Genomic DNA, 25,392 nt, shown 5'->3' with positions numbered 1-25,392 from the left:
TTAAAACATATATCTTTACTCCATAATTATTTCATAAGACTCTTCCGTCGAATCCATAACCCTAATCCCCGCATTTAACTTTCTTTAATAACAATAACAAAGGACTACCTAACCAGCAGATAGTCCTTAATTTTGTCTTAAGTATCAAACGATGCGCTTTATTAATAATGCGACTCATATACTTCATTTAATTACCAAATCGCCGTCGTAGGACGTGATAATTTTATACAAGTCAGGACGACGATCTCGAAAGATTCCCCACTCGATGCGTTGTATCTCTAACTGATCCAGATCAAACTCTGCTAAGAGGACTGTTTCTTGGGTACGGTCCGCTTCCACGATTTTGTTTCCCTGGGGACCTGCAATAAAGGATGAACCGTAAAAGGTAATTTTCGAATCATCATCCTCTTCAACCCCGACTCGGTTTGATGCAATAACCGGCACCAAGTTGGCCGCAGCATGTCCCAACATACAGGCCTGCCAGTGATCCTTGGAGTCAATGGACGCATCCTGGGGCTCAGACCCGATGGCAGTAGGATAAAAAAGCATCTCTGCGCCCAAGAGTGTCATGCACCTGGCCGCTTCCGGAAACCACTGATCCCAGCAGATTCCAACACCGATTTTACCATATCGGGTGTTCCAGACGCGAAACCCAGTATCCCCCGGATTAAAGTAGAACTTCTCTTCATAACCGGGACCGTCGGGAATATGACTCTTGCGGTATTGTCCCAGAATTTCTCCATTGGCATCGATAACTGCCAATGAGTTATATCTGGCCCAGTTTTTCTTTTCATAAAAGCTAATGGGCAACACAACACCAAGTTCTTTTGCAACATGTTTAAAATGATTGACTGCTTTGTTTGTTTCCAGTTCTGTAGCATATTTATAATAATCGGATTTTTCCTTTTGGCAAAAGTAAGGTGTCTCAAACAGTTCTTGCAGCAGGATGATTTGAGCACCCTTTTCAGCTGCCTCCCGGACCAGTGAATCTGCTTTGGCAATGTTTTCTTCGATGTTGCAGGAGCAACTCATTTGTGTTGCTGCCACTTTGACTTTTCGCATTCTATATCACCTCTTATTCAATGGAATTACAATCCTCTATAAAATATAAGCCCTAGCCTTGTTGTCCTCTATGATTATTTTTTGCCTGCTATCATCTGCTGGGTTGTACAATGCACATTGCCGCCCTCTTTGATGATTGCCATACCGTCAACTTTACGAATCCGTCTTTCCGGGAAGGTTTTCTGCAGCACTTCTTCTGCCAATTTATCCGTCTCTTCTGCCTTTCCACCAAACTGAGGTAAAATGATACCACCATTGACGAAATAAAAGTTAATATAACTCAGGGTTAATCGTTTGTTTTCGCAAATACGTTTCGGTGGCTGCTTTATGGGAATGACTTCAAATTTTCTTCCTCTTGCATCTGTTGCATTCTGCAAAACTTCCAGGTTCTCCCGGGTAATCTCATAGTTCTCATCTTCGGGGTCTTCACATACCTGCATAAGAATCTTCCCAGGTGCTGCAAAACAGGCAATATTATCCACGTGTCCATCCGTCTCGTCACCGAATAAACCCCGTTTCAACCAGATAATTTTTTCAACATTCAAATACTGCTTAAGATAGTTTTCAATCTGCTCCCGGTTAAGTTCTGGATTCCTATTGGGATTTAACAGGCATTCTTCCGTTGTTATCAGGGTACCTTCTCCATCGACGTGGATGGAACCACCTTCCATTACAAGGGGTGCATTAAAATAAGGAATGCCATAATATTCAAGAATTTTTGGTGCTACTTGATCGTCAAGATCCCAAGGGGCGTATTTGCCTCCCCAGGAGTTAAACATCCAATTCACTGCAGCTATATTTCCTTCATCATCTACCACAAAAGTAGGTCCGTTGTCTCGAATCCATGCATCATTATGCTCTATTTCAAGAAATTCAATGTTTTTACCATCGCATATGGTACGTACCTTTTGAAGCTCTTTAGGATTAACAATAACCGTAACCGGTTCAAATTCTGCGATTGCCTTGACAAGTTCTCCATAACCGCGGCAAACATTACCGTAATCTTCCGGATAACACATGGACTCCTGAATCGGCCAAGAGATGAATGTTCTCTGGTGTTTTGTCCATTCGGCAGGCATCCTATAGTTCAAGTCTTTTGGATACATAAGTTACCTCTCTTTATTTATCATTAGATTTTATTTTTGTTTTTATTCCCTCGTTGCTTTGCTGTTTTCCTTTTTAACCTTATTTTTTTCCTTGACATGGACTGATTGCTCAATTTTTCATATACTAAAATAGCATAACCAAAAAGAAAAGTCAAATTACAGTTAATTTTACAACCTTGCTGAATAATTAAGAGCAATAAAATCAAAATCTCTTATTGTCCTGCAGGTGGTATTCGTTAATACAATAAAAACCGTTGAAGCCTAATGGTTTCAACGGTTTTCGGTGGCTCTGCACTTTTAGCCTATCTTTTTCATCTTATCTATCGCTTCCCACAGTCCGTTTAAATATGTGATTCCAAGTGCTCTATCATATAAACCATAACCTGGTCTTCCTACTTCTCCCCAAATCATTCTTCCATGGTCTGGTCTTATATATCCCTTATAATCAATATCATGGTATGCTTTCATGATTTCAAACATATCTAATGATCCATCTGAGGATAGATGGGATGCCTCATCAAAGTTTCTATATGAATGTATCTTTATATTTCTTACATGTCCAAAATGTATTCTTCCTTTTCCACCAAAGTAACGAATCATTTCAGGAATGTTGTTCTCTGGATTTGCACCCAAACAGCCACTGCACAATGTCAATCCATTATATGGACTGTCTACCAAATTAATGATTCTTTCTAGATTTTTCTTGCATGTGGTAATTCTTGGCAATCCAAAAATTGACCACGGCGGATCATCCGGATGTATTGCCATCTTGATATCACATTCTTCAGCGACAGGAATAATTTCTTTCAGAAAGTATCCAAGATTTTCAAACAGCTTTTCTTCATCTACATCCTTATATTGTTCAAAAAGGTCTTTTAGCACTTTTAGTCTTTCTGGCTCCCAACCTGGCAATTCAAAGCCGTTTGAATTCGCTTCCATTTCTTCTACCAGCTTGTTAGGGTCTACTTTTTGCACTTTTTCTTCTTCATAAGATAAAGCGTTAGATCCATCAGGCAAAACCTTTGCTAAGTCCGATCGGGTCCAGTCAAATACAGGCATAAAATTATAACATACTACTTTAATGCCGAATTTGGACAGATTCCTTAACGTTTCTTTATAATTTTCTATATACCTATCTCTAGTCGGAAGTCCCAGTTTAATGTCTTCATGGACATTTACGCTTTCAATTACTTCTAATTCCAGACCGCTTCTTTCTACAGTGTCTTTTAAGTTCTTTATTTTTTCCACCGGCCATACTTCCCCTACAGGTACATCGTAAATAGCACTTACTATACCCGGTGAACCAGGTATCTGCCTTATTTTGTCCAGAGAAATACTATCATAGTTTTCTCCAAACCATCTAAATGTCATTTTCATAATTTCACATCCTTATATTAAATATTAGTCAAATTTTAAAATAACCTTAAATGTTTCAATAGGATTATTTTCTACCTGCTCAATAGCCTTTTTAATATCTGTAAATGGATATACATTCGATATAAGCGGCTTTGGGTCTACTTCCTTATTATTAAACCACTCAATTACCTGTGGAAATTTATTGCTATGAAGTCTTGATCCCCTCACATCCAATTCTTTTTTGGTAATCTCAAGCTGAGCTATCTGTGAAGGCTTATCCGTAAAACCAAGAAGAATAACCCTTCCGGCTGAAGAAGCCAGTTTTACCGCCTGCTCAAATGTTTGCGGTATGCATACCGCATCAATAATAACCGAAACGCCCAAACCGTTGCTTTCATTCATAATTACTTCTTCTACATCTTGTTTTGAAGGATTGATGGTAATATCCGCACCCATTTTTTTAGCCAACTCGAGCCTGGACTCAACCAGGTCCGAGATGATACATTTTGCACCGATTCTCTTAATTGCCTGTACTGCGCAAAGCCCTGCCGGACCTGCACCCATGATAAATACCGTATCCCTTTTGGTTACTTCTGCACGTGAAACAATCTGAGCAGCTATGGTAAACGGCTCAATAAGAACAGCTTCTTCCCAGCTTAGTTCTTTCGGGATCTTGTGGATACTGTTTTGAGGCAGTACCATATATTCCCGGTATCCCCCATCCTCATGCACTCCACGTACTTTAAGATATGAACATACATTGGGTCTTCCCACCGAACATGGATAACATTCACCACACCCAATAACAGGGTCCACTATAACATGATCACCAACGTCAAATTTTTTTACTTTATCTCCAACTTTTATTACTTTTCCTACAACTTCATGGCCAATAATCCTTGGATATGTTGCTACAGGAGATGTCCCATGATATATATGAATATCAGAGCCACATATACCTGCTGCCTTAACTTTTATTAAAATCTCATCTTCATTGGTTATTTCAGGCATTGGAACTTCACATATTTCCAGATTCTTTGGTGAAATAACCCTAGCTGCTTTCATAACGTTACCCCCCTCCTAGCTTCTACAGAACCTCAGCCTAAATATTTTTGCAACGTTGTTCTTACAGCATTATTTCCTGATACCAGTTCCTTGAAATACCCCTCAATCTTTTCTCCCAGTCCCACATCATATAGGTTTAAGCCAAACAGACTCCCATTAGATAGGATAGGTTTCAAGCTATCCCCCACAGATTCGCTGTCACCTAACTTTACATCTGCAAGGTATGATCTCAGCGTATCCAGCATCGGGTCGGGACTTAATGGCATTGCTTTCCCATTATCATCTACTCCTAATAAGTACCTGCACCAACCGGCGATGGCCAAGGGAATAAATATAAGGGTCATAGGATTCAAGTCCTCTCTTTTCACATAAGCTTTAATAGTCTCTCCAAATCTGATACCCACCTTTTGTGAAGTATCGGTAGCAATCCTTTGTGGCGAATCGGGTATATAGGGATTAGGAAGTCTTTGTTCTATCACTTCTCGAATGAAATCTTGCGGATTTATTACACCAGGATTTATAACTACAGGCAGACCTTCTTCATATCCTATCTTTTCAACCAATTTTTTCAAAGTGCTGTCTTTCATTTCATCGGCAATCAAGGTATATCCAAGAAGACATCCATATACAGCAAGTGCTGTATGCAGCGGATTTAAGCATGTACAAACCTTCATTTTCTCAACCTTATCCACTGTCTCTCTATCAACAAACAACACTCCTGCTAAATCAAGGGGCATACGTCCATTAGGAAAAGCATCTTCAATAACCAAATACTGAGGACCTTCTGCATTAACAAAAGGAGCAATATAGGTATTTTTAGAGGTGTACACTATTTCGGTGTTTTCAAAACCTGCTGAGTTCAACGAATCTTTTACCGCCTCAGAAGGTCTTGGAGTGATTTTATCAATCATAGACCATGGGAAAGAAACTTTACTCGGGTTATTGATATATGTCAAAAACTCACTCTCCACCAGTCCGTTTTCCACCCATTTCTTTACAATCATTTCTACAGATTCATGAAGCTTTTCTCCGTTATGAGCACAGTTATCCATACTCACAAAAGCAATAGGCAGCTCGCCGCTTTTATATCTGGTGTATGCCAGCGCAGCAACCTTGGACATAGCATGTGTTGGTTTTTCAGGCCCGTTTTGCATATCCGCCAAAACATTATCAAAGTATTCACCCGAAATCTTCTTAAGACTATATCCTTTTTCCGTGATAGTGAAACTAGCCATTTGCAGGCTAGGTTTTGTGAAAATTTCCTTCAATCGATTCCAGTCTTTCTCTCTTGATACATCTCCAACCAATCCCTCAGTTATACTTGCTACTACCTTTTTTTCCAAGCTTCCGTCAGGATTCATAATAACCAGAAGACTTAAGTTATCATACGGAGCATAAATCTTGTCTATTATTTCAAAATCAAAGGTCTCTACTGCTATAATTCCGGTATCGGCTTTACCCAAATCCAGAAGTTTTTGCTGTAGTACAGCAATAAAACCTCTAAATATGTTTCCGGCTCCAAAGTGCACCCAGGTCGGGTTTTCCCTGGTATTCGCCGCAATTTTATCATAGTCGAATTCTGGAAGTTCTATTTTAGCCTCCTGCCAGACTTTTTTATTTTTTATGCTTGCAATGCTTAAGTTTAACATCTGAATTAATCCTTCCTTTGATAATATTTCACACCTATTAGGTTTACCAAAAATTCCCTTAATCACAAAATAGGAGCAGCTCTGGCTCTTTATAGATAAACTTATAGATGAAATAAAATGCTTGAAAATCTTAAAGAGGCTATTCAAAAGCATTTTAAAAAAATACTTTTGAAGTAGCCTTTATATACTAATTATAATTCTTTGATTTCTTTCCAGATACCCTCATCCACCGGAATGCCATTTTCAAGGTTATCTTTTCTAAATCTAATAAAATCTTCTCCAGGATAGTAAATTTCGTTAAAACCTTCTGCAAGCTCGGAGCTCTTCAGATGTCCTATCGCTTTATTAATAGTATCCTCTATTTTATCTTCACTGCATATTTTCTTCGGATCTATTATGATAAATATTTGTGATGCGCCGCCACAACTACCCTTTCCGACTTTATCTATATCCACCGCTCCTATACCGTCAGAAAGTATAGCTCCAAGAACATCAAGCATAAATGAAAAACTTGCGCCCTTCCAGTAACCCATAGGCAATATTCTCATTGATTCCTCAATCAGACCGGGAACATCCGTGAGATTGCCGTCTTTATCAAATCCGCCGGGATATGGTAGTTTCTTCCCTGCAAGTCTGGTAACCTGCAGCTTGCCGTATGAATATTGGGATATAGCCATATCCACTGCAACAGGTTCACCTTTTGTCGGTACTGCCATAATAAAAGGATTATTGCCCAATTTGACTTCTTTTCCACCCCAAGGCGGCATAACTGATTCGGTATTTGTCCACATCAATGCTACATAACCTTTTCTGGCAGCATACAATCCGTATGTCCCTCCTCGCATCCAGTGAGTGGTATTTTTAAAACCAACCATACCTATACCGTACTTATCTGCCAATTCAATTGCCTTATTCGTAGCAAACATAGCATTAAGTACACCGGGACCCATATTACCGTTATATACCTCAATTGCTCCAAAAGCTTTTTCAAGTGAAGGCTCTGCGTTGACATCAACCCAACCCTTATTAACATAATCTACAAATCGCGCGACCCTGTTTAAACCGTGTGAATAAATACCGTCACAACTACTCTCGGTATGAATCTGTGCACATATATCAGCTTTTGCTTCTTCCATACCATACTTCATAAAAACTCTTTTAATTTCATTTTTCATTTCTTCGAATTTAACTCTCATAATATTCTCATCCTTTCTTTTATACTCCAAATACCATATTAGGTATAAATAAAACTATCTGAGGAAACAATGCCAATATTACAATCAACAGCAATACCGCTGCGATAAAAGGTAACGATTCTTTGACATAAACCTCTGTCGGACATTCAAGCAGTGAGCACGTGGTGTACATTGTAACACCAACTGGCGGAGTCATACCTCCCATTGTATTGATTATCATAAATAATATTCCGAAATGCACCGGATCATAGCCTACAGACTTGATGATGGGCAGGAATATCGGTGTCAAAATCAGTACATTAACAGTAGCTTCCATAAACATTCCGATTACAAACAAGAACGCCAGAATAATAAACAGAATAATTACGGGCTGGCTGGAAATTCCGGTAATAAAGCCTGCCAGATGCTGAGGCACCTGGTCAGAAACCATTATATATCCGAAGATGGCCGAACATATAATAATAAACATGATAATACCAATATCAAGCGACGTTTGTTTCAATACCTCTATCAACTTTTTATACGTTAGTTCTTTGTATACGAATTTGCCTATTACAAAGGCATACACTACAGCAAACGCTCCCGCTTCGGATGCGGTAAATATACCGAATCTTATACCAACGATAAGTATAAGCGGAAATATCAATGCAAGAATGTTTGAGCGAAGCTCATGAAACACTTCTCCTAGTGAAGGGGGGTTCGGTCTCTCAACCACATAGTTTCTTTTTTTTGAAATAATGGCAGTTGCGACCATAAAAGCTATTGTCAGAAGCACTCCGGGAATAATTCCTGCGAGAAACAATTTTCCTATGGAAACTTCTCCTACAAATCCGTAAAGAATAAGTCCTATACTGGGAGGAATAGTGGCTGTAATAAGTCCACCCATCGCAAGGACAGCGGCAATAAATCCCTTGGAATAACCTCTCTGGATCATTGAAGGACCAAGTACACGACTCTCCATAGCGGCATCGGCTGTGGCAGAACCGGAAATACCTCCCATAAGGGCACTAAGCACAATACTTACCTGTGCCAAACCACCTCGCATATGTCCTGTTATAACCTTAGAAAAACTTATAAGCCTTCTTGTAATACCTGTCTCATTCATCAGGTTTCCCGCCAACACAAAAAACGGCACAGCAAGTAAGGGAAAGGATTGTGTACTGGTGACCATTCTCTGTGTAGCAATTTCAAGAGGCAAACCACTTGCAAAAAAGTAAAGCAAACTGGAAATACCTATCGTAAACGCCAGTGGAAGATTCAATGCCAGAAGAACCAGAAACGCTATTGCAACATAAATCATATAATCTGCCCCCCCTCTAACTTCTCTTCTTTCACCAGACTTGAATAATCATTCTTAATGAAGTTCATTATATTCTTTTTTATTCTGCCAATGACAGTAAGAGCCATCAAAAGGCAACCAAAAGGTGCACTAAATGTAACATAAGAATAGCTTATGGGCATTGTGTTAAAATGACGTTTATAATTTTTGATACCGAGTTTTGTTCCATAATAGAATATCAACAACACAAAGGCCATAATCAAAATATTGTTGAGCAATGCTATTATATTTTGAACCTTTAAAGGGAATTTTTTTGTCAACATATCTATACCGATATGCTTGTCGATTCTCAGAGAGAGGTCCGCACCGATAAAACAAACCCATACAAACAAAAGCTGCGCCATATCTATCGACCATGCTACAGATAAACCAAACCATCTGAGCAGAGCGGCTATGAATACCAATAAAACTACCGCTGACAGGAGCGTAACTACGACCACTTCCTCTATTTTAATTAAACGCATTCAAATCCACCTCGTATTTTCCAATCTTTATCAGTTTTTTATTATTTGCATTATTTTCAAAAAATTAACTATTATTGTTCCCTGAAAACAGATAATGATGCAATATTGATTCATAACATAAATCAAACTATATACTTTGCAAAACTGACATCTGAAGTTTGAAATAACTTTTTGCAAAATATATAGTTTGAAAAACCAAATGCTACATCAAAACCTTAGAAATATGATACTGTTCAAAAATCCTTATTTACCCAATTCAGCATCTATTTTATCCTTAAGTTTTCTGTAGCCAAGCTTGTCATAAACAGGCTCGGTAGCCTTTTTGAAAGCGTCAATATCAACATCAACCATCTTCAGACCTTTATCCAAAAGCGTTTTCTCATATTCGGCATTCTTCGCTATAACTTGCTCTGACGCATATTTCCCAGCGTTATAGGATTCTTCGGTAAGAATCTGCTGATATTCGGCAGGTAGTTTTTCAAACCAGGAGTTTGAAATAACAAGTCCTGTGAGCAGTTGGAAGTGCGCTGTCTTAGAAAGGTAATTCGTCACTTCAAATATACTGGACCCTACAGCCGCAGAGTAATGAACCTCTACACCGTCAATAACCTTCTGCTGAAGGCCAGGATATGCCTCAGACCACGCGAGAACTGTCGGATTTGCTCCCATGTTCTGTACTGTAAGAGTAACAATATCAGAACCAGAGCTTCTTATCCGTTGACCCTTTAAGTCTTCAGGCTTAGATACTGGGTTTTTTGTGAAAAGTTGTCTTGTTCCTTGGAAGTAATTGAAAGAAAGTATTCTGAGTCCGTCATCCGCAAACTGTTCTACAAAATCTTTATACACGGATGTATCAAGCAGCTTCAGACTTTCCTCATAGCTATCAACAAGGTACGGACCACCAAGAATTCCGAATTCCTTTATATATGAGCTCAGTCGTCCTGGATCAGTGATAACACCGACACCCGCACCGACTTTAGCTTGTTCAAGAATATCTTCGTCGCTACCTAGCTGTGAGCTTGCAAAGAGCTGTACTTCAACAGCACCCTTTGTTCTTTCTTCAACGTTCTGTTTGAATTTTTCGAGTCCTTTATAGAGAGGATCTGCTTCTGTAAGAACTGTTCCTACCTTCAATACATATTCGCCTTTTTTTACGTCTTGAGGAGTACCAGTTCCTCCGGTTGAGCCGTCAGAACCTGCCACAGGCGGTGTGTTCGCTGACTGCTTACCACATCCAACTGCAGATAAGATTAGTAATGACGCTAAAACCAAGATCAATAATTTTTTCATAACTTTACAACCTCCTTTTTTTACTTGTATATTAGTATACCTGTTTATAAATTATTTGTCAATAAGACTACATAAAAAAATTTTTTGCTTTGTGTATGTTTTTTGAGAAAAATGTCAATAAATCTTTCATTGAAGCTTTTTGCTTTGTAGCACTTTTTTATAAAAAAAATACTAAAAAAATTACCAGCTTATGGGGTTTAAGGGGCGAAGCCTCTTTAAATTTATCATCCGGGAACATTTCCTCCTTGAAAGGAATACCCCTAACTCTGCGGATGTGACCCCCTACCTTCAGAAAAGACAACAACCACCCTCCCCTCTGTATCCACGCCCTCAAAGGGCGGGGAAGAGAGTTAACAGGCGGAGATACCCCGCCGCCCCGTCAATGTCCCATTGCATCCCGCAGGATGTCTCCTGCACCTCGTTATCTTAAGCAGGTTTTACAAGGCTTCTTATTTTATCCTGCTGTTTTTCTTTTATCCTTCCTACTGCCATTGCAAGCATTACACATAAAGCAATTCCGCAGCGTACTGTCATTTTTGTTTTACCGCGGATATAATGCTTCTCAAACCCAAATGATTCGTCCAGCCTGCTGTTTACCCTCTCTACGGATGTCCTCTTGTTATAATATCTTTCCCATTTATAGCTTGCCCGGTCTATCGGTGTAAATATCCTACGGTCCGTTTCAATCGATATCCTTATGCCATGCTTTACACAACATTTATCAGTGCATTCGCACTCAAGCCCGTACTGCTTTGCCGGGCACAACTTCTTTAATGTCTTTCTGTCCTTCTCAAACCCACCACAGGCCATTTCTCTCTTTTTTCCTGTCTCAAGACAATAGCAGTATACGTTTCCCTTGTAGTTGTATACTACATTTTCGTATTCTTCTAACATTCGTGTCCCGTCAGGATCCTTCCACATATTCCGAATATCTATTACCGGTTTTATCTCATATTCATCATAAAGCTTTACTAATAGCTTACTGTCATCATAGCCCCGGTCTGCTTCCATTGTTTCACAACTTTCCAATATTTCAGGCCTTTGGGCATCAAGTTTGTCTATCATTCGGTGTGCTTCGTTGATATCAGCTTCTGAAGCCTTAGTTACACTGAATGCTACAGGAAGTTCATAATTGGCATCAACTATCAGATGCAGTTTATATCCAAACCATTTTACTATTTTCTCCCACGCTGTCCCGTCTTCCCTTACTCCACGGTACTCCTTTTTGCCCCAGTCTGCATCCTTATCTCTTCTCCCGTCTGCTTTGGCGTTTTTGTTCTCACGCTTTGAAAGAGAAGATATAGCCTTGCTGTCTATCGCCAGATCTTTCCCAAAGTCCGGGAGGATTTCTCTTAGCTGCCCATTCCTCGAAAGCTCACGCCTTAAGCTTTCTATTGATATATGCCCAAATACAACTCCTGCCAATATTGAATTCCACATGGCCCTTACAGGGTAATCATCACGACCGTTCTTCCGTTCTCTTTCAAGTTTATCCATTAATTCTTCATCGGGCATATATTCAATGACAAGTCTTAATCTTTCCAAATCTCCTAAATTTTCAATTTCACTCCACACAAATAGTGTTTGTTGTGGTATAATAGCCATATGTGAAACCCCTTTTCTTTAGTGTTTTTGTGATCGTCAATTACCATTATACACTACAGTAAAGCGGGTTTCACGCTTTTTTAGGATTTTTTTATTCCTGGGTGTAGTTTTTACATTTTATATTTTGCATGCGCTTCAAAGCTGCATTTCTTTACGTTTTCCTGGGGTAAAATTATTTTATTGATGTCTGGGAACATGCTGTTTCAGCGTGTTCCCAGACATCGCAAATTACTCCATTGGAAAATTGATTTTTCATGCTTTTACCGTGAGAAATACTACCTATAGAAATACATTGACAATAACGTTAAAAGAATTTAAAATATAAGCATACTAATACTTAAATATATTAGTATACAAACTGAGAATTACTGAATGAAATGAGAGGATATAAAATGAATTTAAATATAAAGCCTAGAAACCGAGGTGAATCTACTAGGACATATATATATAATATCTTAAAAGAAAATATTATTAATCTTAACCTCAAACCGGGCGCTACCATATCGGAAAAGGATATTGCGGATCTGTTACATGTTAGTAGAACACCTGTCCGAGAAGCATTTATACAACTTACACATCAAGATTTGATTGAAACATATCCGCAAAAAGGCAGCTATGTCTCTTTAATTGACATGGATTTAGTAGAACAATCCAGGTTCATGAGAGAAACTTTGGAAACCGCAGTTGTCAAACTGGCCGCAGAAAAACTGTCTTCGGATGTTTTTTTTGACCTTGATAAAAATTTAAATATGCAAAACTTTTGTATCAAGGAAAAGAATTACAGCCAATTCGTTAAATATGATGATACTTTTCACGAACTCTTATTCAGAGGTACAAAGAAAGAAAGGGTATGGGAAAGCATACAGTATATAAGCGCACAGTTCAGCAGAACTAGAATATTGCGTTTATCTTCTATCGACGTCTCCATGTGGGATACATTTTATCAAGATCACCTGGCAATCTTGAATGCTATAAAAGAAAGAAACCCCCAAAAAGCTGAAGATACAATGAAGATACATCTCACAAGAGTTAAATTTTATACAAAAGACCTTATGGAAAAATACCCAAATTATTTTAAATAAGTATAACTAGACTTGTACAGTAATATGTGACGTCTCCCACTGTAACAGGGCAGATTTCATCTGTCCCTGTTACAAGTGAGTTTATTGTAAATAGCAGAGATAGTTTTTTTTACCTTCGGTCAAAATTATGCTTGTTACCATATTGACCATATGATTATGCAAAGCTGTAGAATTTGACAAACCTAGCATATTTATATAACTGATAATGTCTTGATTTTGTTCTATGATAATATCAGGTATAAGTATAACAGATTATTTCAAAATGCTACCCCATTGTGACATTATTTTTGCATATTATCGTAGCATTATATTTTCTTATCAAATTATTTTGCCTGAAAAATCAGAGAGGATTTTTGACATTTAAATACGCCCTTAATTTATTGGACATTTCGCTTTGAAATTAGTATGATATAGGTAGTAAACATTCTTATACATTACCAAAGGAGGATTTCTTATAATGACTTATCAACCGAATGCCAGCAGATACAGCACCATGAAATATAACCGCTGCGGCAAAAGCGGATTAAAATTGCCGGCAATTTCCCTGGGGCTCTGGCACAATTTTGGTGGAATAACAGTTTTTGAAAATAGTAGAGAAATGATAAGAAAAGCTTTTGATTTAGGCATAACACATTTTGACCTTGCAAATAACTACGGTCCTCCACCAGGGTCTGCAGAAGAAAATTTCGGTAGAATACTTAAACTTGATTTTTCGGGATATAGGGATGAAATGGTAATCTCCACTAAAGCCGGTTATCACATGTGGCCCGGCCCTTATGGCGAGTGGGGTTCGAAAAAGTACCTCATCGCCAGTTTGGACCAAAGTTTAAAACGTATGGGATTGGAATATGTAGATATTTTCTATTCCCACAGATTTGACCCGGAAACTCCACTTGAAGAAACTATGTCGGCACTTGACCTCATTGTACGCCAGGGTAAGGCACTTTATGTCGGAATATCTAATTATAAACCGGATGAAGCAAGGCAAGCTATAAACATATTAAAAAAATTGGGAACTCCATGTTTAATTCACCAGGCAAGGTACTCAATGTTTGACCGCTGGGTTGAAGAGGGCCTCCTTGACTTGCTGGAGGAAGAGGGAATCGGATGTATTGCTTTTTCACCTCTTGCAAAAGGTCTGCTCACAAATCGATATTTAAATGGTATTCCCACGGACTCAAGAGCTGCGAGTCAAAGCCAGTTTCTCACCCCTCAAGACATCACCGAAGACAAACTCACCAAGATTCTCCGGTTAAATGATTTAGCCTGCAAACGCGGACAATCACTGGCACAAATGGCTCTGGCATGGGTTCTAAGAAACAAAACAGTTACTTCAGCTCTAATAGGAGCGAGTAAACCAGAACAGATAGAAGATTGTGTAAGAGCAGTAAATAATCTTGAGTTCAGCAGTGAAGAATTGTCTTTGATTGAAGAAATATTAAAATAGCATAACCAAGACTGAAATTGAAAACTGTGTATCGGCATAATAAAATACAAGCAGGACGGTTTAACTGCTGTCCTGCTAGCAGTCCGGGCCTCCAATCGGTCCATCCGTCATACCGTCCGTTAGATAAGAGGTTTTGCAATTCTATAACGGTATTCATCCTGTAACATTACATTATTGTACTGAGAAATGTAATTATCGTAACTTTCGCAAAAAATTCTAAACATTGTATCTCTCCCTAAAAAACGGCAGTTTGCCTAAAAAAGTTTCACGTTTAGATTCATAAAGGTCATTACGTTGTAATGTTTCATCAATAATTTGCGAAATAAGATTTAAGTCACTATGCTTTATAAGCAGATCCATGTCTTCAATATCCTTAGGCTCCATTCGAATAATCTTGCTAACAATGATATCTTCCCTGGATAGAACGTATATTTGTAAATACTGAAACTGTTCCAGCCTGATCGCCCTATCAGTGTATTTTCCTAAAATGCACGCAGAACCGCCCAAAAAATATACGCCCCATACAACGTAATTATAGCATAAACGAGAATCCACATCAAATGATTGTTTTCGCCTCTTCAATTCGTAATTTGAACCACACTCCAAAACTCGTGTTATACTTTAGCCAGAATCGGATCCAGGCATTGCTTTACTTCTGTGCCGCATGATGCATAAACAGGTCTTTCTATAATTTTCAATCTTTACTTCAGGAACAATTCTTATATGATTATCCCCTGATACTCATAAATACCCATTACCAGGAGAGTCTTTATATTAACCCTTCTGATAATGGGTATCTTGTAGAGGGGGCTACCTGTTCAAGCCTCTACCGGCTCTCATTCCGCCACCAAATCCACCGCCATTGTACATTCCTGCACCTCTGCTTATTACTTGTCCTCTGCCCATACCATTACCCTGGCCGAAACCTGCTCCATATTTTTTACCAATTCCGGCACTTCCGGTTCCATCACATGCAGCCTGGTTGTCTTTGATAGAATTGTATATTTCGTCGGCCTGTTCCTGAGTAAGCTTTCCATCCTTTACACGCTGGTCAAGGATAGCTTTCTTTTGTTCCAGCATTTGTGCCTTGAATTCTTCAAGTTTTCCGGCATCTTTTGCAATGGTACCGTATGTCTTTCCTGAAGCACGCTCCTTGTAGAGGTCCTCAACGGTTTTCCCTGTCAATTCGGATGCAATTTCTGCAGGTGTCTTTACTGTTGCTGCATAAGCAGCACCGGCTGCTCCAAGCATACCTACTACTGTTACTGCTGCAATCATTTTCTTTAAGTTTTTCATAAAATCCACACTCCTTATAATTTTGTTTTGTTTGATTTAGATTATGTTTTCATTATAAGGAGCAATTGTGATAGAAGTATGATAGAACATTAAAAGAATGGTGAAATATTGATTAAAACAATGTAAACACTGATCTATTTCTGGAGCTCAAACCAAAATGTAGTTCCGGCTCCTTTTTTGCTTTCAACACCATATAAAGCCTTATGGGCCTCAAGTATGCTTTTTACGATAGCAAGTCCAAGTCCTGTACCCACCATCTTCCTTCCACTTGTTTTGTCTGCTTTATAATACCTGTCCCACACATGCTTGATGTCCTCATCCGAGATGCCCGTTCCGGTATCCGACACCTCGACTTTAACAGTGTGTTGACCGTCAATTACTTTAACCGTTATGCTTCCTCCTTCGGGTGTGTGGTTGAAAGCGTTATTGATAAGATTATACAATACCTGTTCTATTCTCTGCTCATCAGCTGTTACCATTATGTCCCCGGTATTTTCGAATATAATCTTAATACCTGTCTTCTCACTTAAAATATCATATCTTTTAACTACATCCTCTATTGTTTTGTTGATCATAAACCGTCCTGGGTTTAAATTCAGGTATCCTGCCTGCATCTGTGAAAGGTTGAGAATATCATCCACAATCTTACTTAGCCGTTCTGATTCTTCAATAATAATATCAAGCTGTCTTTCACGTTTTTCGGGAACGTTTCCGCTGACATCCCTTATGGTCTCGGCATAGCCGCGGATCAGGCTTAACGGTGTCCGAAGCTCATGAGATACGTTGGCAATCAAGTCTTTGCGAAGCTGCTCGATTTTAGAAAGCTCCTGTCCCATATAATTGATTGTTTCTGCAAGTTTGCCGATTTCATCCTTGCTCCCGGATTTTATCCTGTCTGAAAAATCGCCGGAAGCCATCTTCTCAGATACCTTCTTAATCTCAAGTATCGGCTTTGTAAATGTTCTGGAAATCATGTATGAAATCATCACTGCTGCAACAAGCAAAATCAATGTTATAAATATAAGCTGTTTTTTTAATATTGAGACAGTATCCTCAACTGGAGCCAACGGCATGTTTATAAAAAGCACGCCCGTTAATTCTCCGGATTTTTTTACCGGGAGGCCGATCAGCATGAACTTGTTCCCAAAGCGAGGATGAGATAAGGGGACGGTTACTTCCTTTCCGGAAAGAACTTCCTTAAAAGCCTCAACCCTTTCTCTGTTTCTCATCATGGGCATTTGTCCGCCGAAGCCTGTCGATCCTGTCGTATATACAATATTCCCACCCAAGTCTACAAGCTCGATGCTCAAGTTGTTATTAAATGCAAAAGCATCCGCCTTATTTTCAAACTCGGCTTTACTTCCCTCATCAAGTAATTTTGCTATGGAAGCACCTTCATTTTTTATATCCGATACTCTCATGCCGGTATAAAAGCTTTCAAGAAATACAATCTGGAAAAGCCATAAAAGTGCCAGTACAATCATAACAAGCACCATCATTCCAGTCCAGAGCTTTAAACCTATACTTCTCATTTTCTGCCTCCAGCTTCAAACTTATATCCTGTTCCCCAAACAGTCACAATAAATTTCCTGTAATGGCCCAGGCTTTCGCGGAGCATTTTTACATGGGTATCCACAGTTCTATCATCTCCGGTAAAATCATAGCCCCAGACCTCTGTGAGAAGCTGCTCTCTCGAAAATACCCTATTGGGATTCCTGACAAAGAAATTCAGCAGTTCATACTCTTTTGGTGTTAGGCTGACGATATTCCCATCGACATATACATTACGTGAATCAAATTCAATGACAAGACCTTCAAAGACAGCTTTATTCTCCTTTTGAGCGTCTTGAAACGGTAAAGTGCTTCTTCTTATAATCGCTTTTATACGGGCAAGCAGCTCCTTCGGGCTGAAAGGCTTTACAATATAGTCGTCCACCCCCAGCTCAAACCCGAACAATTTATCGTATTCTTCTCCCCTTGCTGTCAGCATGATTACAGGCACATGAGAGGTTTTCCGGATTTCCCTGCACACACTCCAGCCGTCCATTTTCGGCATCATAACATCAAGCACAACAAGAGAGTATTTATTTTGTTTAAACAGGTTTAACGCATCAACTCCATCTGAAGCTTCATCAATAATATATCCCTCAAGACTGACATATTCCTTTATCATATCCCTTATACGCTCTTCATCGTCAACTATCAAAACTCTTTCTTTATCCATAAACACACCTCTTTTTATTCGTCGTACGCTCTCGAAAACTCAGAGAGCTTTAATTTTATAGATTTTCAAGGTTCAGCATTTCTGCTTCACCCCTACTTTTTAATGAAAAATTTTTTCTAAATTTCCAGTTATATTCCCATATATACCCATAAATGGCTCTTATCTATCTTGTCAAACACACGTTCGCCCCAAAATGGAAGTGGATGGTATTTATTACCATATCTTCTGTTTTGGAGGTTTTTTATGTTACGAGATTGGACACCACATTGCAATTACCAGGAAAAGCTTCGCCTGAAAATGCTCCTGTATTATGAAACGCAAAGAAGCAGGCTGGTTGCACTGGATAAAAGCATTTCAAAGCTCTATCTACTCAACCTGGATAACCTGCTTCCCGTAGTCAAGCCTTTATACCCTGATTCTGGCCGACCCGCCAAAAATCAGCAAGGTATAATACGCTCACTCGTATTAATGCTTGACCAACAGGTTTATTCTATCACAAATTGGGCTTTAAAGGTAGCCTCTGATCCTTTGCTTTTTGATATTTGCGGTTTTGTCGTCAAAGCTCCGGCTGCTGCCTCCTACTATGATTTCCTAATCCGATTTTGGAGAGCAGACCGTAAGCTTCACCTGAATCGGAAAAAGAAAGTCAAAAAGTTTACCAGCAAGCCAAGGTTAAAACTGAAGGCTGGCGAAAAGCTTAAGCCAAATTCGACGGCTCACCCTTTTATTCTGGCGCCAGTCACTATGGTGTTAAGGTCTGCGACTGCCGCTCAAAGGGAATCTTTAATTGCCAATGCCCCAGAAGGTTCTCCGACCCGGATGCAAAATGGGGATGGGATAGTTACCGCGAACAGTGGTTCTTTGGCAATACTCTTTTCAATGTCACCGCTTCAGACAGCCCCTATGACCTTCCCATTTACATCAAGATGGTTCAGGCAAGCCGCCATGATAGTATTACCACCGTCTTCGCCCTCCAGGATATCCATAAACTATATCCATATCTTAATTTTAAAAGCTTTGTAGCGGATGGCGCCATGGACAACTATCCTATCTATGAGCTTTTAAAGCATTACGGTATTACACCTTTTATCTCTCTGGATTCCAGGACTAAAGCCAAATTCAACTATCCCCACCCGGATATCCTCTGCTTTGATGACCATGGCCATCCCATTTGTCATGGAGGAATCCCTATGGTCAACTGGGGCTTTGTTGAACCTAAAGGCGTTAAATATCGTTGCTGGTTTGCGACAAAAGGCTTGGAACCCCCAAAGGAGTGTAAATGCTCGGACAGCAATTACGGCAACGTCGTCTACATCAAACCTGATTTTGATCCAAGAATGTTTCCTAAAGTCCCTCGGGATTCTGAGGCCTTTGCGGTTTTCAAGGGGCAAGTATATTGAATTCAAATTAATGGATATTTTACTGTTAAAATTCTCTGTTTCTTTAATTTCCAGCTGCTTTTCGATTACCTTCTTTTTATCTATGTATTTATTTTAACATGTCATTGATACATGGTCAACTATGTGGTAAAATTAATTTATACTATTTAGGAGGTGCTTAAAATGGCAAGAAAAAATATTAATACAACAATAGATGAAGATTTATATACTGAAATTAAAATATTGGCTATTAAATTAAAAGTCAATTATCAGGCACCTACCCTTCTGTTTGTCAATTTTATAAATACATCCTCAAGGTTGGATGGACGGATATTGACGCTGCCCTGGATTTGTGAAGCATAGCTGACCGCCTCCTGCCGTGTATCAAAAAAACTGCTGCTGGTCTCACCGTTTTCAAAACATTCCGCCACAAACCTGCCCACCTTTTCCACCAGCTTTTTCGGTGTGTCAAGTTCTATAAGCCTGCCTTCATTCATGAGTCCCACTCTATTGCACAAAATTTCAGCCTCTTCGATGTAATGTGTAGTCAGCAGTACGGTCAGCCCGTTTTTGTTCAAGCTTTTCATCAGGTCCCACATTTTTCTCCTTGCAGCAGCATCAAGGCCTACAGTCGGCTCATCCATAAGGAGTATATCCGGCTTATGCATGAGCGCTCTTGCAATCATCAGTTTTCTTTTCATGCCTCCGGAAAAGTTTTTTACCAGGTCATTTGCCCGCCCGGACAGTTCTGTAAATTCTAAAAGTTCATCAATCCTTTTCCTCCTTGCATCTTTAGGCATCCTGTACAGGCACCCGTGGAGTTCAAGGTTTTGCCATGCCGTCATTTCCCCCTCCAGGTTGGTATGCTGGGGTACAACGCCAATTTTAACTTTCACTTCAGACAGGTTCCTGTCCATACTCCTGCCGTCAATGGAGATCGACCCTGAAGTTGGGGCTGTAAGAGTACTGAGCATTCTTATTGTTGTGGTTTTACCTGCCCCGTTCGGGCCTAAAAGCCCAAAAAATTCCCCCTTTTCTATTTCAAGGTTAAGGTTGTCCACGGCAGTAATGTTTCCATACTTTTTTGTTAGATTCTTAAAAACCAGCAATCGTCTGTCCCCCCTTAAATGCTTTCTTCAATATTACCCTCTATATCCAGGTACAGCTGCTTCAGCTTTTCCAGGTACTCGCTGCTTGCGTTCCACATTTGTAGCTGTCCCGTAGCAGTAAACGGGTATTTTTGCGTCTCTCATCTGCTGAATCGCTTCTTTTTTCATCCAGCTTGCCGCAAAAACAATGTCGGGCTTTAAGGATATTACCGTCTCGACATTTTGTTCTGCTTTCGGAAATTCCTTTGCTTTATCAGCAACGTTTGAAATTCCTTCATCCTCTGCAATTTTCCCCGACAGTGCCTTGATCCTGCTTTTGTCTACAAGGGATAAAAGCATTTCATCTGTCCCGAGAGTCAAAGACACAATACTTTCGGGTTTCTTTTCAATTGTTATTTCAAATCCATTAAAGTCCTTGACTTTTAAAGGATAAACTTCAGCGTCCTTTTTGTCTTCCTGCGCCTTTGCCTGTGCTTCTTGCTGCGCTTGCGCCGGTGTCTCCTGTACTGCTGCCACGGAGTTATCCTTTGCTGTATTGCCGTCTTTAGCGCCGCATCCTGCAAAAACTGCTATAATCATAAATACTGCAATTAATAAAGCTATAAATTTATTTATTTTTAGCATATCAAACATCTCCTTCAATTTAATCTTGCAAATTTCATAGAATCACTATTAAACCTGTACAAATCTAAAAAACCTCTCAACGCAAATCGTTAAGAGGTCCCATAATAAACGCAGTTATATTTGTACAGCACTGCAAAAACACCCCCTATCGCTCGTAGAGTTAACGGTGTACTAAAACAGGCAGGTCTTCTGGCTCAAGTATCATCATCCTCTCAACCTTCCCGGTTTCCCAGTGGTTATCTAGGAGGGCTCCTCTTTTACAGCGGCGGGACCGCGCGGGACTTTCACCCGACTTCCCTTTTCACCAATTCATGATTCTGTTCATCAGAACCATAATTAGCACCTGTTTTTTTATATTTAGTTTTCATACTCACTATATCCTATAAACTATCTTTTGTCATGTAAAATATTTGTTTTTTTATAAATAATTTTTAAGTTCATCAACGACTTTTGTGAAAAATAGGGCGTCAATGAATTTTTGACATGCAAATTATACCATGTTGATTTATGAAACTCTCATCAAACTCCTTTCTTTCTTGCTAATACCTATTAATTACTTTTGAAATATTCATATTATTTTACTATTCCAATAACTGATTCACCCACTTTGCCCCTATCTCCGGGTTTTACATTTATTTCTGCACTATCAGGCATAATGATCTCTGTTCCTGAACCAAATTTAATCATGCCAAAGCATTGACCTTTGCTCAGAATACTACCCTCTTTAATACTTCATACAATCCCGGCAGTCTTTTCTCAAGATTTAGAGGTTTCAAGCTTTTATCCGTCCATGCATGAGCTGTTTCCCCGGTGGCTATCAGGTTTTTATCAAGGTCGTTGTAAACCTCATAAAAAAACATAATCCTTACACAGGTAAGTTTTATAACCTTGACCCTGATTTCAATTTCATCCTCATACCTGGCAGGGTTTTTAAAGCAGCACTTTATGTCTGTTAAAGGGAGTAAAATACCCTCACCTTCAATTTTTGAATATGGAAATCCGAGTTTCTTGAAAAAACCGGTTCTTGCAGCTTCAAACCAAACGGGATAATTAGAGTGATGCACGATTCCCATTTGATCCGTTTCAGCATATCTTACTGTAAATTTTGTCTCTGAAATAAACAATCAATCACCGCCCAACCTTTTTTCAAGCATTTCTATGCAGCCATTCACATAGTCCTTATCGAATTTTTCAATTTCCCCTTTATCACAAAGAGCTGCCAGGTCGGGGTCAACAGGCAGTCTGCCCAGAAACGGAATGTCCATTTCTTGTGCGACCTTTTCTGCCTTGCTTTCTCCAAAATCGTTCTTTTCCAGCAGAAGATTGATAGACATGATCTTGATATCATTATGCGTCCTGGCAGGATATATGCCGAATTCACCGGTATCAGCCCTGTAATCATCAGCGCCGAATACCTTTGGTATAGAAGGGCCGGTAATATCTGCATCCAGTATGCCAATGTTATAGCCTTTTCTCCTCATCACAACGCCCAGCAAGGAAGTTACAAGGGATTTGCCCACTCCACCCTTGCCGCTCAAAACAGCCACTGTTCTCTTAATATCATTGAGTTCATGCGTTTTGCATCTGAAATCCTCAGGATTACACTTTTCTTCTCCCGGACATCCATTATTCCTGTTCTTTTCTGAAGCTTGCTTCATTTTCTCCACTCCTTCATTTAATAAATGATAAATTATTTGTTGTTAACTTTTCTGCTATAGTAATTTTCAATAGCGCTTCTTAAAGCTTTTACACCAAGATTTGAACAGTGCTTCTTGTTCTCAGGCAGACCGCCTAACGCCTCTACAATATCATCTTCAGTTATTTTCATCGCTTCCTCTATTGTCTTGCCTTTAGCCAGTTCGGTTGTCATACTGCTTGTCGCTATTGCAGCAGCACAACCGAAAACAAGGAAACTGATATCTTCAATAATTCCATTCCTTACTTTAATGTATATAGTCAGTGAATCTCCACAACCGGGATCACCGATGGTCCCTTCTCCATCTGCATCATTCATGCTTCCTACATTTCTGGGGCACATGAAATGCTCAATCACCGTATCGGTATACATCTCATCATACATACAACCCACTTCCTTTTCAAAAGGGGACATTACGAAACTGCAGAGAACAGATAACAGACTCCGGAGAACAGAACTAAGAACTGCTTCAAAGCCTTTCATAAATATGATTTCTGAGTTCTTATTTCTGTTCTCTAGAACGTGTGTCCCCTTATCTTATTCCTTCTATGTAAAAATCAGAATTCAATTGTGTCTCCCGCACACAGGATAAGACAGCGGTCACCCAGGAAGCGTTTCATCTCACACATCGCCCCAAACCCGGTACAATGCAAAGGAACAACCTTTTGGATATTCATATCCAGTATATGTTGGATGGTCATCTGTAGCCGTATGGGACTTACATTCTCAAGATGCATTCCGGCCACCAGAAGTTTTATACTTTTCTCAGGAAAAAGCTTCTGCGCATACTTGAGGCTATTGATAACTCCCGGGTGGCTGCACCCAAGAAAAATAGCTATTTCATCATCATCCTCAATAATAAGCATCTGTTCATCCAGCATCATATCATGCATCATCCTGCCGTCCTTCTCAACGTAAAAGTCTTTCGGCACTTCTTCAAAAGTGCTGGAACAAGGAATTTCTCCGGATACCATGATGCCTTCATCAATCTTCAAAGGCTTTCTGGTATAAACAATCCGGTCTTTCATCCAATCCTGCCCGGATATTTCAAACGGTATTCCTACTTCCATGGACGGTTCGTCCTTATCAGTGGAAGCAAACTTTTTTAAAAAAGCATCGGGATGAGCATAAATTGCCGGAGCCTTATCCTTATAGGGAAAATACTGCAATCCGCCACAATGGTCATAGTGGCCGTGACTTATCACAATATAGTCAGCGGCTTCGAGACCGATGCCCATGGCTTTTGCATTATGGGAAAAAACTGAAGATTGGCCTGTATCAAACAATATTGCTTTGTCGTCTTTTTCTATCCAGAGAGACAGCCCGTGTTCTGCAAGCAGCTCACGTTTTCTGACTCTGTCATCAGTAAGAATATGTACTTTTAACATTTTTGTATCACTCCAATGTTTCATAAACCAAATAATAATTATGGGCTTTTGCCCATTTAATATATCAAAATAATAGCACTCTTTCACCAGTCTGTCAATAATTACAGCAGTAGAACAATGCATAATATTTTTATGTAATAGAACATATTAATTAAAATAATTGTTTTTTCAAATACCTAAAAATGCGTCAACACATATAATTTCTTTATTTTCATTTCGAGCATATATATAATAAAATCATACATCAACAGCTTTTATTTTACCTATAAATGACAAACAGAAAATATACACACAAACATAAAAAAAAGAGCCCCCGGCGCGACTCTTTTTTTCATATAATTCCATTTGTTCAAATGGTAACTTGCTATCAATCCATTCTTCCCCTTCTCCAGCAATTGCGCTTGCAAAACTTCTGGCCATTAGTATTAAGACATACTATCTTCTTAGATTGGCAGTCCGGGCATATATATTGGCCATTAATAATTTTTTCAAAGTTTTCATAGCTTTCTTTCCACTCTTTCCCACAATCAAGGCACCGGACCGGACAAATGTGGCGGGTAAAATTTCCACCTTCTATACGTATAGCTTTACCGTTTATGATGCTGTCGGCAATTTTTTCCCTTGCATTATTAAGAATCCTCTGGAAGGTTTGTCTTGAAACTTCCATTTTTTCGGCGCATTCTTCCTGCTCCAGTTTTTCTACATCCTTAAGACGTATAGCTTCAACTTCCTCAATTCGCAATATGTTTTCTTCTACATTATTTGTCTGTATGTCTAAAGGCACAAAGTGTTGTATATTCGGAATAAATTCAACTCTTCTCCATTTAGGTGGTCTAGCCAATTTGTTATTCCCCTTTCAATATACTTGTTTGTATTACTATTCTATCATTTTTACTCGTTTTAAAAAAGAGGGTAAGCATATTTGCCATATTTCGGGTATATCTATATAATATCCTTTCTCAATCAATAATAACAATTAGCAAAATAGAAAGCAGGTTCTCTATATTTTAGAACC

Annotated in this window: 26 protein-coding genes and 1 riboswitch; of the genes, 4 read left to right on the top strand and 22 right to left on the bottom strand. The window is 39.2% G+C overall.

The features are described 5' to 3' along the window. Window positions 1-183: 183 nt before the first annotated feature. From aguB to CIB29_RS00930, 10 genes are all read right to left on the bottom strand, one after another. Window positions 184-1,062, bottom strand: a complete 879-nt coding sequence (gene aguB, locus CIB29_RS00975; RefSeq protein WP_094545879.1) for an N-carbamoylputrescine amidase — start codon at window positions 1,060-1,062, stop codon at window positions 184-186. Between the two features lie 74 nt (window positions 1,063-1,136). Continuing rightward, window positions 1,137-2,168 (bottom strand): agmatine deiminase family protein, encoded by a 1,032-nt coding sequence (locus CIB29_RS00970; protein WP_094545877.1) that lies wholly within the window; start codon window positions 2,166-2,168, stop codon window positions 1,137-1,139. A 297-nt stretch (window positions 2,169-2,465) separates the two neighbouring features. Beyond that, complete coding sequence (uxuA, locus tag CIB29_RS00965) at window positions 2,466-3,545, bottom strand: mannonate dehydratase (protein ID WP_094545875.1); 1,080 nt, start codon at window positions 3,543-3,545, stop codon at window positions 2,466-2,468. 24 nt (window positions 3,546-3,569) lie between these two features. Then, window positions 3,570-4,589: a Zn-dependent oxidoreductase gene (locus tag CIB29_RS00960; RefSeq protein WP_094545873.1), complete on the bottom strand. Its 1,020-nt coding sequence runs from the start codon at window positions 4,587-4,589 to the stop codon at window positions 3,570-3,572. Window positions 4,590-4,621: 32 nt separating this feature from the next. Next, window positions 4,622-6,238: a mannitol dehydrogenase family protein gene (locus CIB29_RS00955; protein WP_094545871.1), complete on the bottom strand. Its 1,617-nt coding sequence runs from the start codon at window positions 6,236-6,238 to the stop codon at window positions 4,622-4,624. Window positions 6,239-6,429: 191 nt separating this feature from the next. Then, window positions 6,430-7,434, bottom strand: a complete 1,005-nt coding sequence (gene yiaK / locus CIB29_RS00950) for a 3-dehydro-L-gulonate 2-dehydrogenase (protein WP_094545869.1) — start codon at window positions 7,432-7,434, stop codon at window positions 6,430-6,432. 19 nt (window positions 7,435-7,453) lie between these two features. Next, a complete protein-coding gene (locus tag CIB29_RS00945; protein ID WP_094545867.1) occupies window positions 7,454-8,734 on the bottom strand; it encodes a TRAP transporter large permease in 1,281 nt (426 codons plus the stop codon). Further along, a complete protein-coding gene (locus tag CIB29_RS00940) occupies window positions 8,731-9,237 on the bottom strand; it encodes a TRAP transporter small permease (RefSeq protein ID WP_094545865.1) in 507 nt (168 codons plus the stop codon). Before CIB29_RS00940 ends, CIB29_RS00945 begins: the two co-directional genes overlap by 4 nt. A gap of 243 nt (window positions 9,238-9,480) precedes the next feature. Further along, window positions 9,481-10,527, bottom strand: coding sequence for a C4-dicarboxylate TRAP transporter substrate-binding protein (locus tag CIB29_RS00935; RefSeq protein WP_094545863.1), 1,047 nt, complete (start codon window positions 10,525-10,527; stop codon window positions 9,481-9,483). Window positions 10,528-10,953: 426 nt separating this feature from the next. Further along, complete coding sequence (locus CIB29_RS00930) at window positions 10,954-12,132, bottom strand: transposase (RefSeq protein ID WP_094545861.1); 1,179 nt, start codon at window positions 12,130-12,132, stop codon at window positions 10,954-10,956. 392 nt (window positions 12,133-12,524) lie between these two features. Here CIB29_RS00930 and CIB29_RS00925 point away from each other — a divergent pair, with 392 nt between their 5' ends. Further along, complete coding sequence (locus CIB29_RS00925; protein ID WP_198543688.1) at window positions 12,525-13,214, top strand: GntR family transcriptional regulator; 690 nt, start codon at window positions 12,525-12,527, stop codon at window positions 13,212-13,214. Window positions 13,215-13,671: 457 nt separating this feature from the next. Beyond that, window positions 13,672-14,661 carry an L-glyceraldehyde 3-phosphate reductase gene (mgrA, locus tag CIB29_RS00920; protein ID WP_094545857.1) on the top strand — a complete coding sequence of 330 codons (990 nt, stop codon included), beginning with the start codon at window positions 13,672-13,674 and terminating at the stop codon, window positions 14,659-14,661. Between the two features lie 216 nt (window positions 14,662-14,877). Here the strand turns inward: mgrA and CIB29_RS00915 are convergent, their stop codons facing one another. From CIB29_RS00915 to CIB29_RS00900, 4 genes are all read right to left on the bottom strand, one after another. Continuing rightward, window positions 14,878-15,216: a DUF6036 family nucleotidyltransferase gene (locus tag CIB29_RS00915; protein ID WP_198543687.1), complete on the bottom strand. Its 339-nt coding sequence runs from the start codon at window positions 15,214-15,216 to the stop codon at window positions 14,878-14,880. A 255-nt stretch (window positions 15,217-15,471) separates the two neighbouring features. Then, entirely contained in the window at window positions 15,472-15,957 is a 486-nt protein-coding gene (locus CIB29_RS00910; protein ID WP_094545853.1) for a DUF2680 domain-containing protein, read from the bottom strand. 134 nt (window positions 15,958-16,091) lie between these two features. Beyond that, window positions 16,092-17,489, bottom strand: a complete 1,398-nt coding sequence (locus CIB29_RS00905) for a sensor histidine kinase (protein WP_094545851.1) — start codon at window positions 17,487-17,489, stop codon at window positions 16,092-16,094. After that, window positions 17,486-18,181 (bottom strand): response regulator transcription factor, encoded by a 696-nt coding sequence (locus CIB29_RS00900; protein ID WP_094545849.1) that lies wholly within the window; start codon window positions 18,179-18,181, stop codon window positions 17,486-17,488. Before CIB29_RS00900 ends, CIB29_RS00905 begins: the two co-directional genes overlap by 4 nt. Window positions 18,182-18,424: 243 nt before the next feature. Between CIB29_RS00900 and CIB29_RS00895 the strand changes: the two genes are divergently transcribed. Continuing rightward, complete coding sequence (locus CIB29_RS00895; RefSeq protein ID WP_094545847.1) at window positions 18,425-19,204, top strand: hypothetical protein; 780 nt, start codon at window positions 18,425-18,427, stop codon at window positions 19,202-19,204. An 11-nt stretch (window positions 19,205-19,215) separates the two neighbouring features. After that, the gene (locus CIB29_RS00890; protein WP_242965013.1) at window positions 19,216-19,581 is read left to right on the top strand and encodes a hypothetical protein; all 366 of its coding nucleotides are present in this window, start codon (window positions 19,216-19,218) and stop codon (window positions 19,579-19,581) included. Between the two features lie 248 nt (window positions 19,582-19,829). Here CIB29_RS00890 and CIB29_RS00885 read toward each other — a convergent pair whose 3' ends face one another. From CIB29_RS00885 to CIB29_RS00850, 8 genes are all read right to left on the bottom strand, one after another. Further along, a complete protein-coding gene (locus tag CIB29_RS00885) occupies window positions 19,830-20,669 on the bottom strand; it encodes an ABC transporter ATP-binding protein (protein WP_094545845.1) in 840 nt (279 codons plus the stop codon). Between the two features lie 33 nt (window positions 20,670-20,702). Next, a complete protein-coding gene (locus CIB29_RS00880) occupies window positions 20,703-21,293 on the bottom strand; it encodes a TroA family protein (protein ID WP_094545843.1) in 591 nt (196 codons plus the stop codon). Between the two features lie 162 nt (window positions 21,294-21,455). Further along, a riboswitch (cobalamin riboswitch) is annotated at window positions 21,456-21,650 on the bottom strand. 216 nt (window positions 21,651-21,866) lie between these two features. Further along, window positions 21,867-21,980: a hypothetical protein gene (locus CIB29_RS00875; protein ID WP_094545841.1), complete on the bottom strand. Its 114-nt coding sequence runs from the start codon at window positions 21,978-21,980 to the stop codon at window positions 21,867-21,869. Between the two features lie 20 nt (window positions 21,981-22,000). Next, window positions 22,001-22,417: an acyl-CoA thioesterase gene (locus CIB29_RS00870; protein WP_094545839.1), complete on the bottom strand. Its 417-nt coding sequence runs from the start codon at window positions 22,415-22,417 to the stop codon at window positions 22,001-22,003. Continuing rightward, window positions 22,418-22,951, bottom strand: coding sequence for a P-loop NTPase (locus CIB29_RS00865; RefSeq protein WP_094545837.1), 534 nt, complete (start codon window positions 22,949-22,951; stop codon window positions 22,418-22,420). 32 nt (window positions 22,952-22,983) lie between these two features. Next, window positions 22,984-23,373 carry an iron-sulfur cluster assembly scaffold protein gene (locus CIB29_RS00860; protein ID WP_094545835.1) on the bottom strand — a complete coding sequence of 130 codons (390 nt, stop codon included), beginning with the start codon at window positions 23,371-23,373 and terminating at the stop codon, window positions 22,984-22,986. Between the two features lie 173 nt (window positions 23,374-23,546). Further along, the gene (locus tag CIB29_RS00855; RefSeq protein ID WP_157910170.1) at window positions 23,547-24,377 is read right to left on the bottom strand and encodes an MBL fold metallo-hydrolase; all 831 of its coding nucleotides are present in this window, start codon (window positions 24,375-24,377) and stop codon (window positions 23,547-23,549) included. A 367-nt stretch (window positions 24,378-24,744) separates the two neighbouring features. Next, on the bottom strand, window positions 24,745-25,218 hold the full coding sequence (locus tag CIB29_RS00850; RefSeq protein ID WP_094545831.1) for a DUF134 domain-containing protein: 474 nt from the start codon (window positions 25,216-25,218) through the stop codon (window positions 24,745-24,747). Window positions 25,219-25,392: the final 174 nt, after the last annotated feature.

It is taken from the genome of Petroclostridium xylanilyticum (genome assembly GCF_002252565.1).
Lineage (GTDB): Bacteria > Bacillota > Clostridia > SK-Y3 > SK-Y3 > Petroclostridium > Petroclostridium xylanilyticum.
Note: the sequence above shows the minus strand (reverse complement) of the source record. Positions and strands in the feature narration are given on the sequence as shown.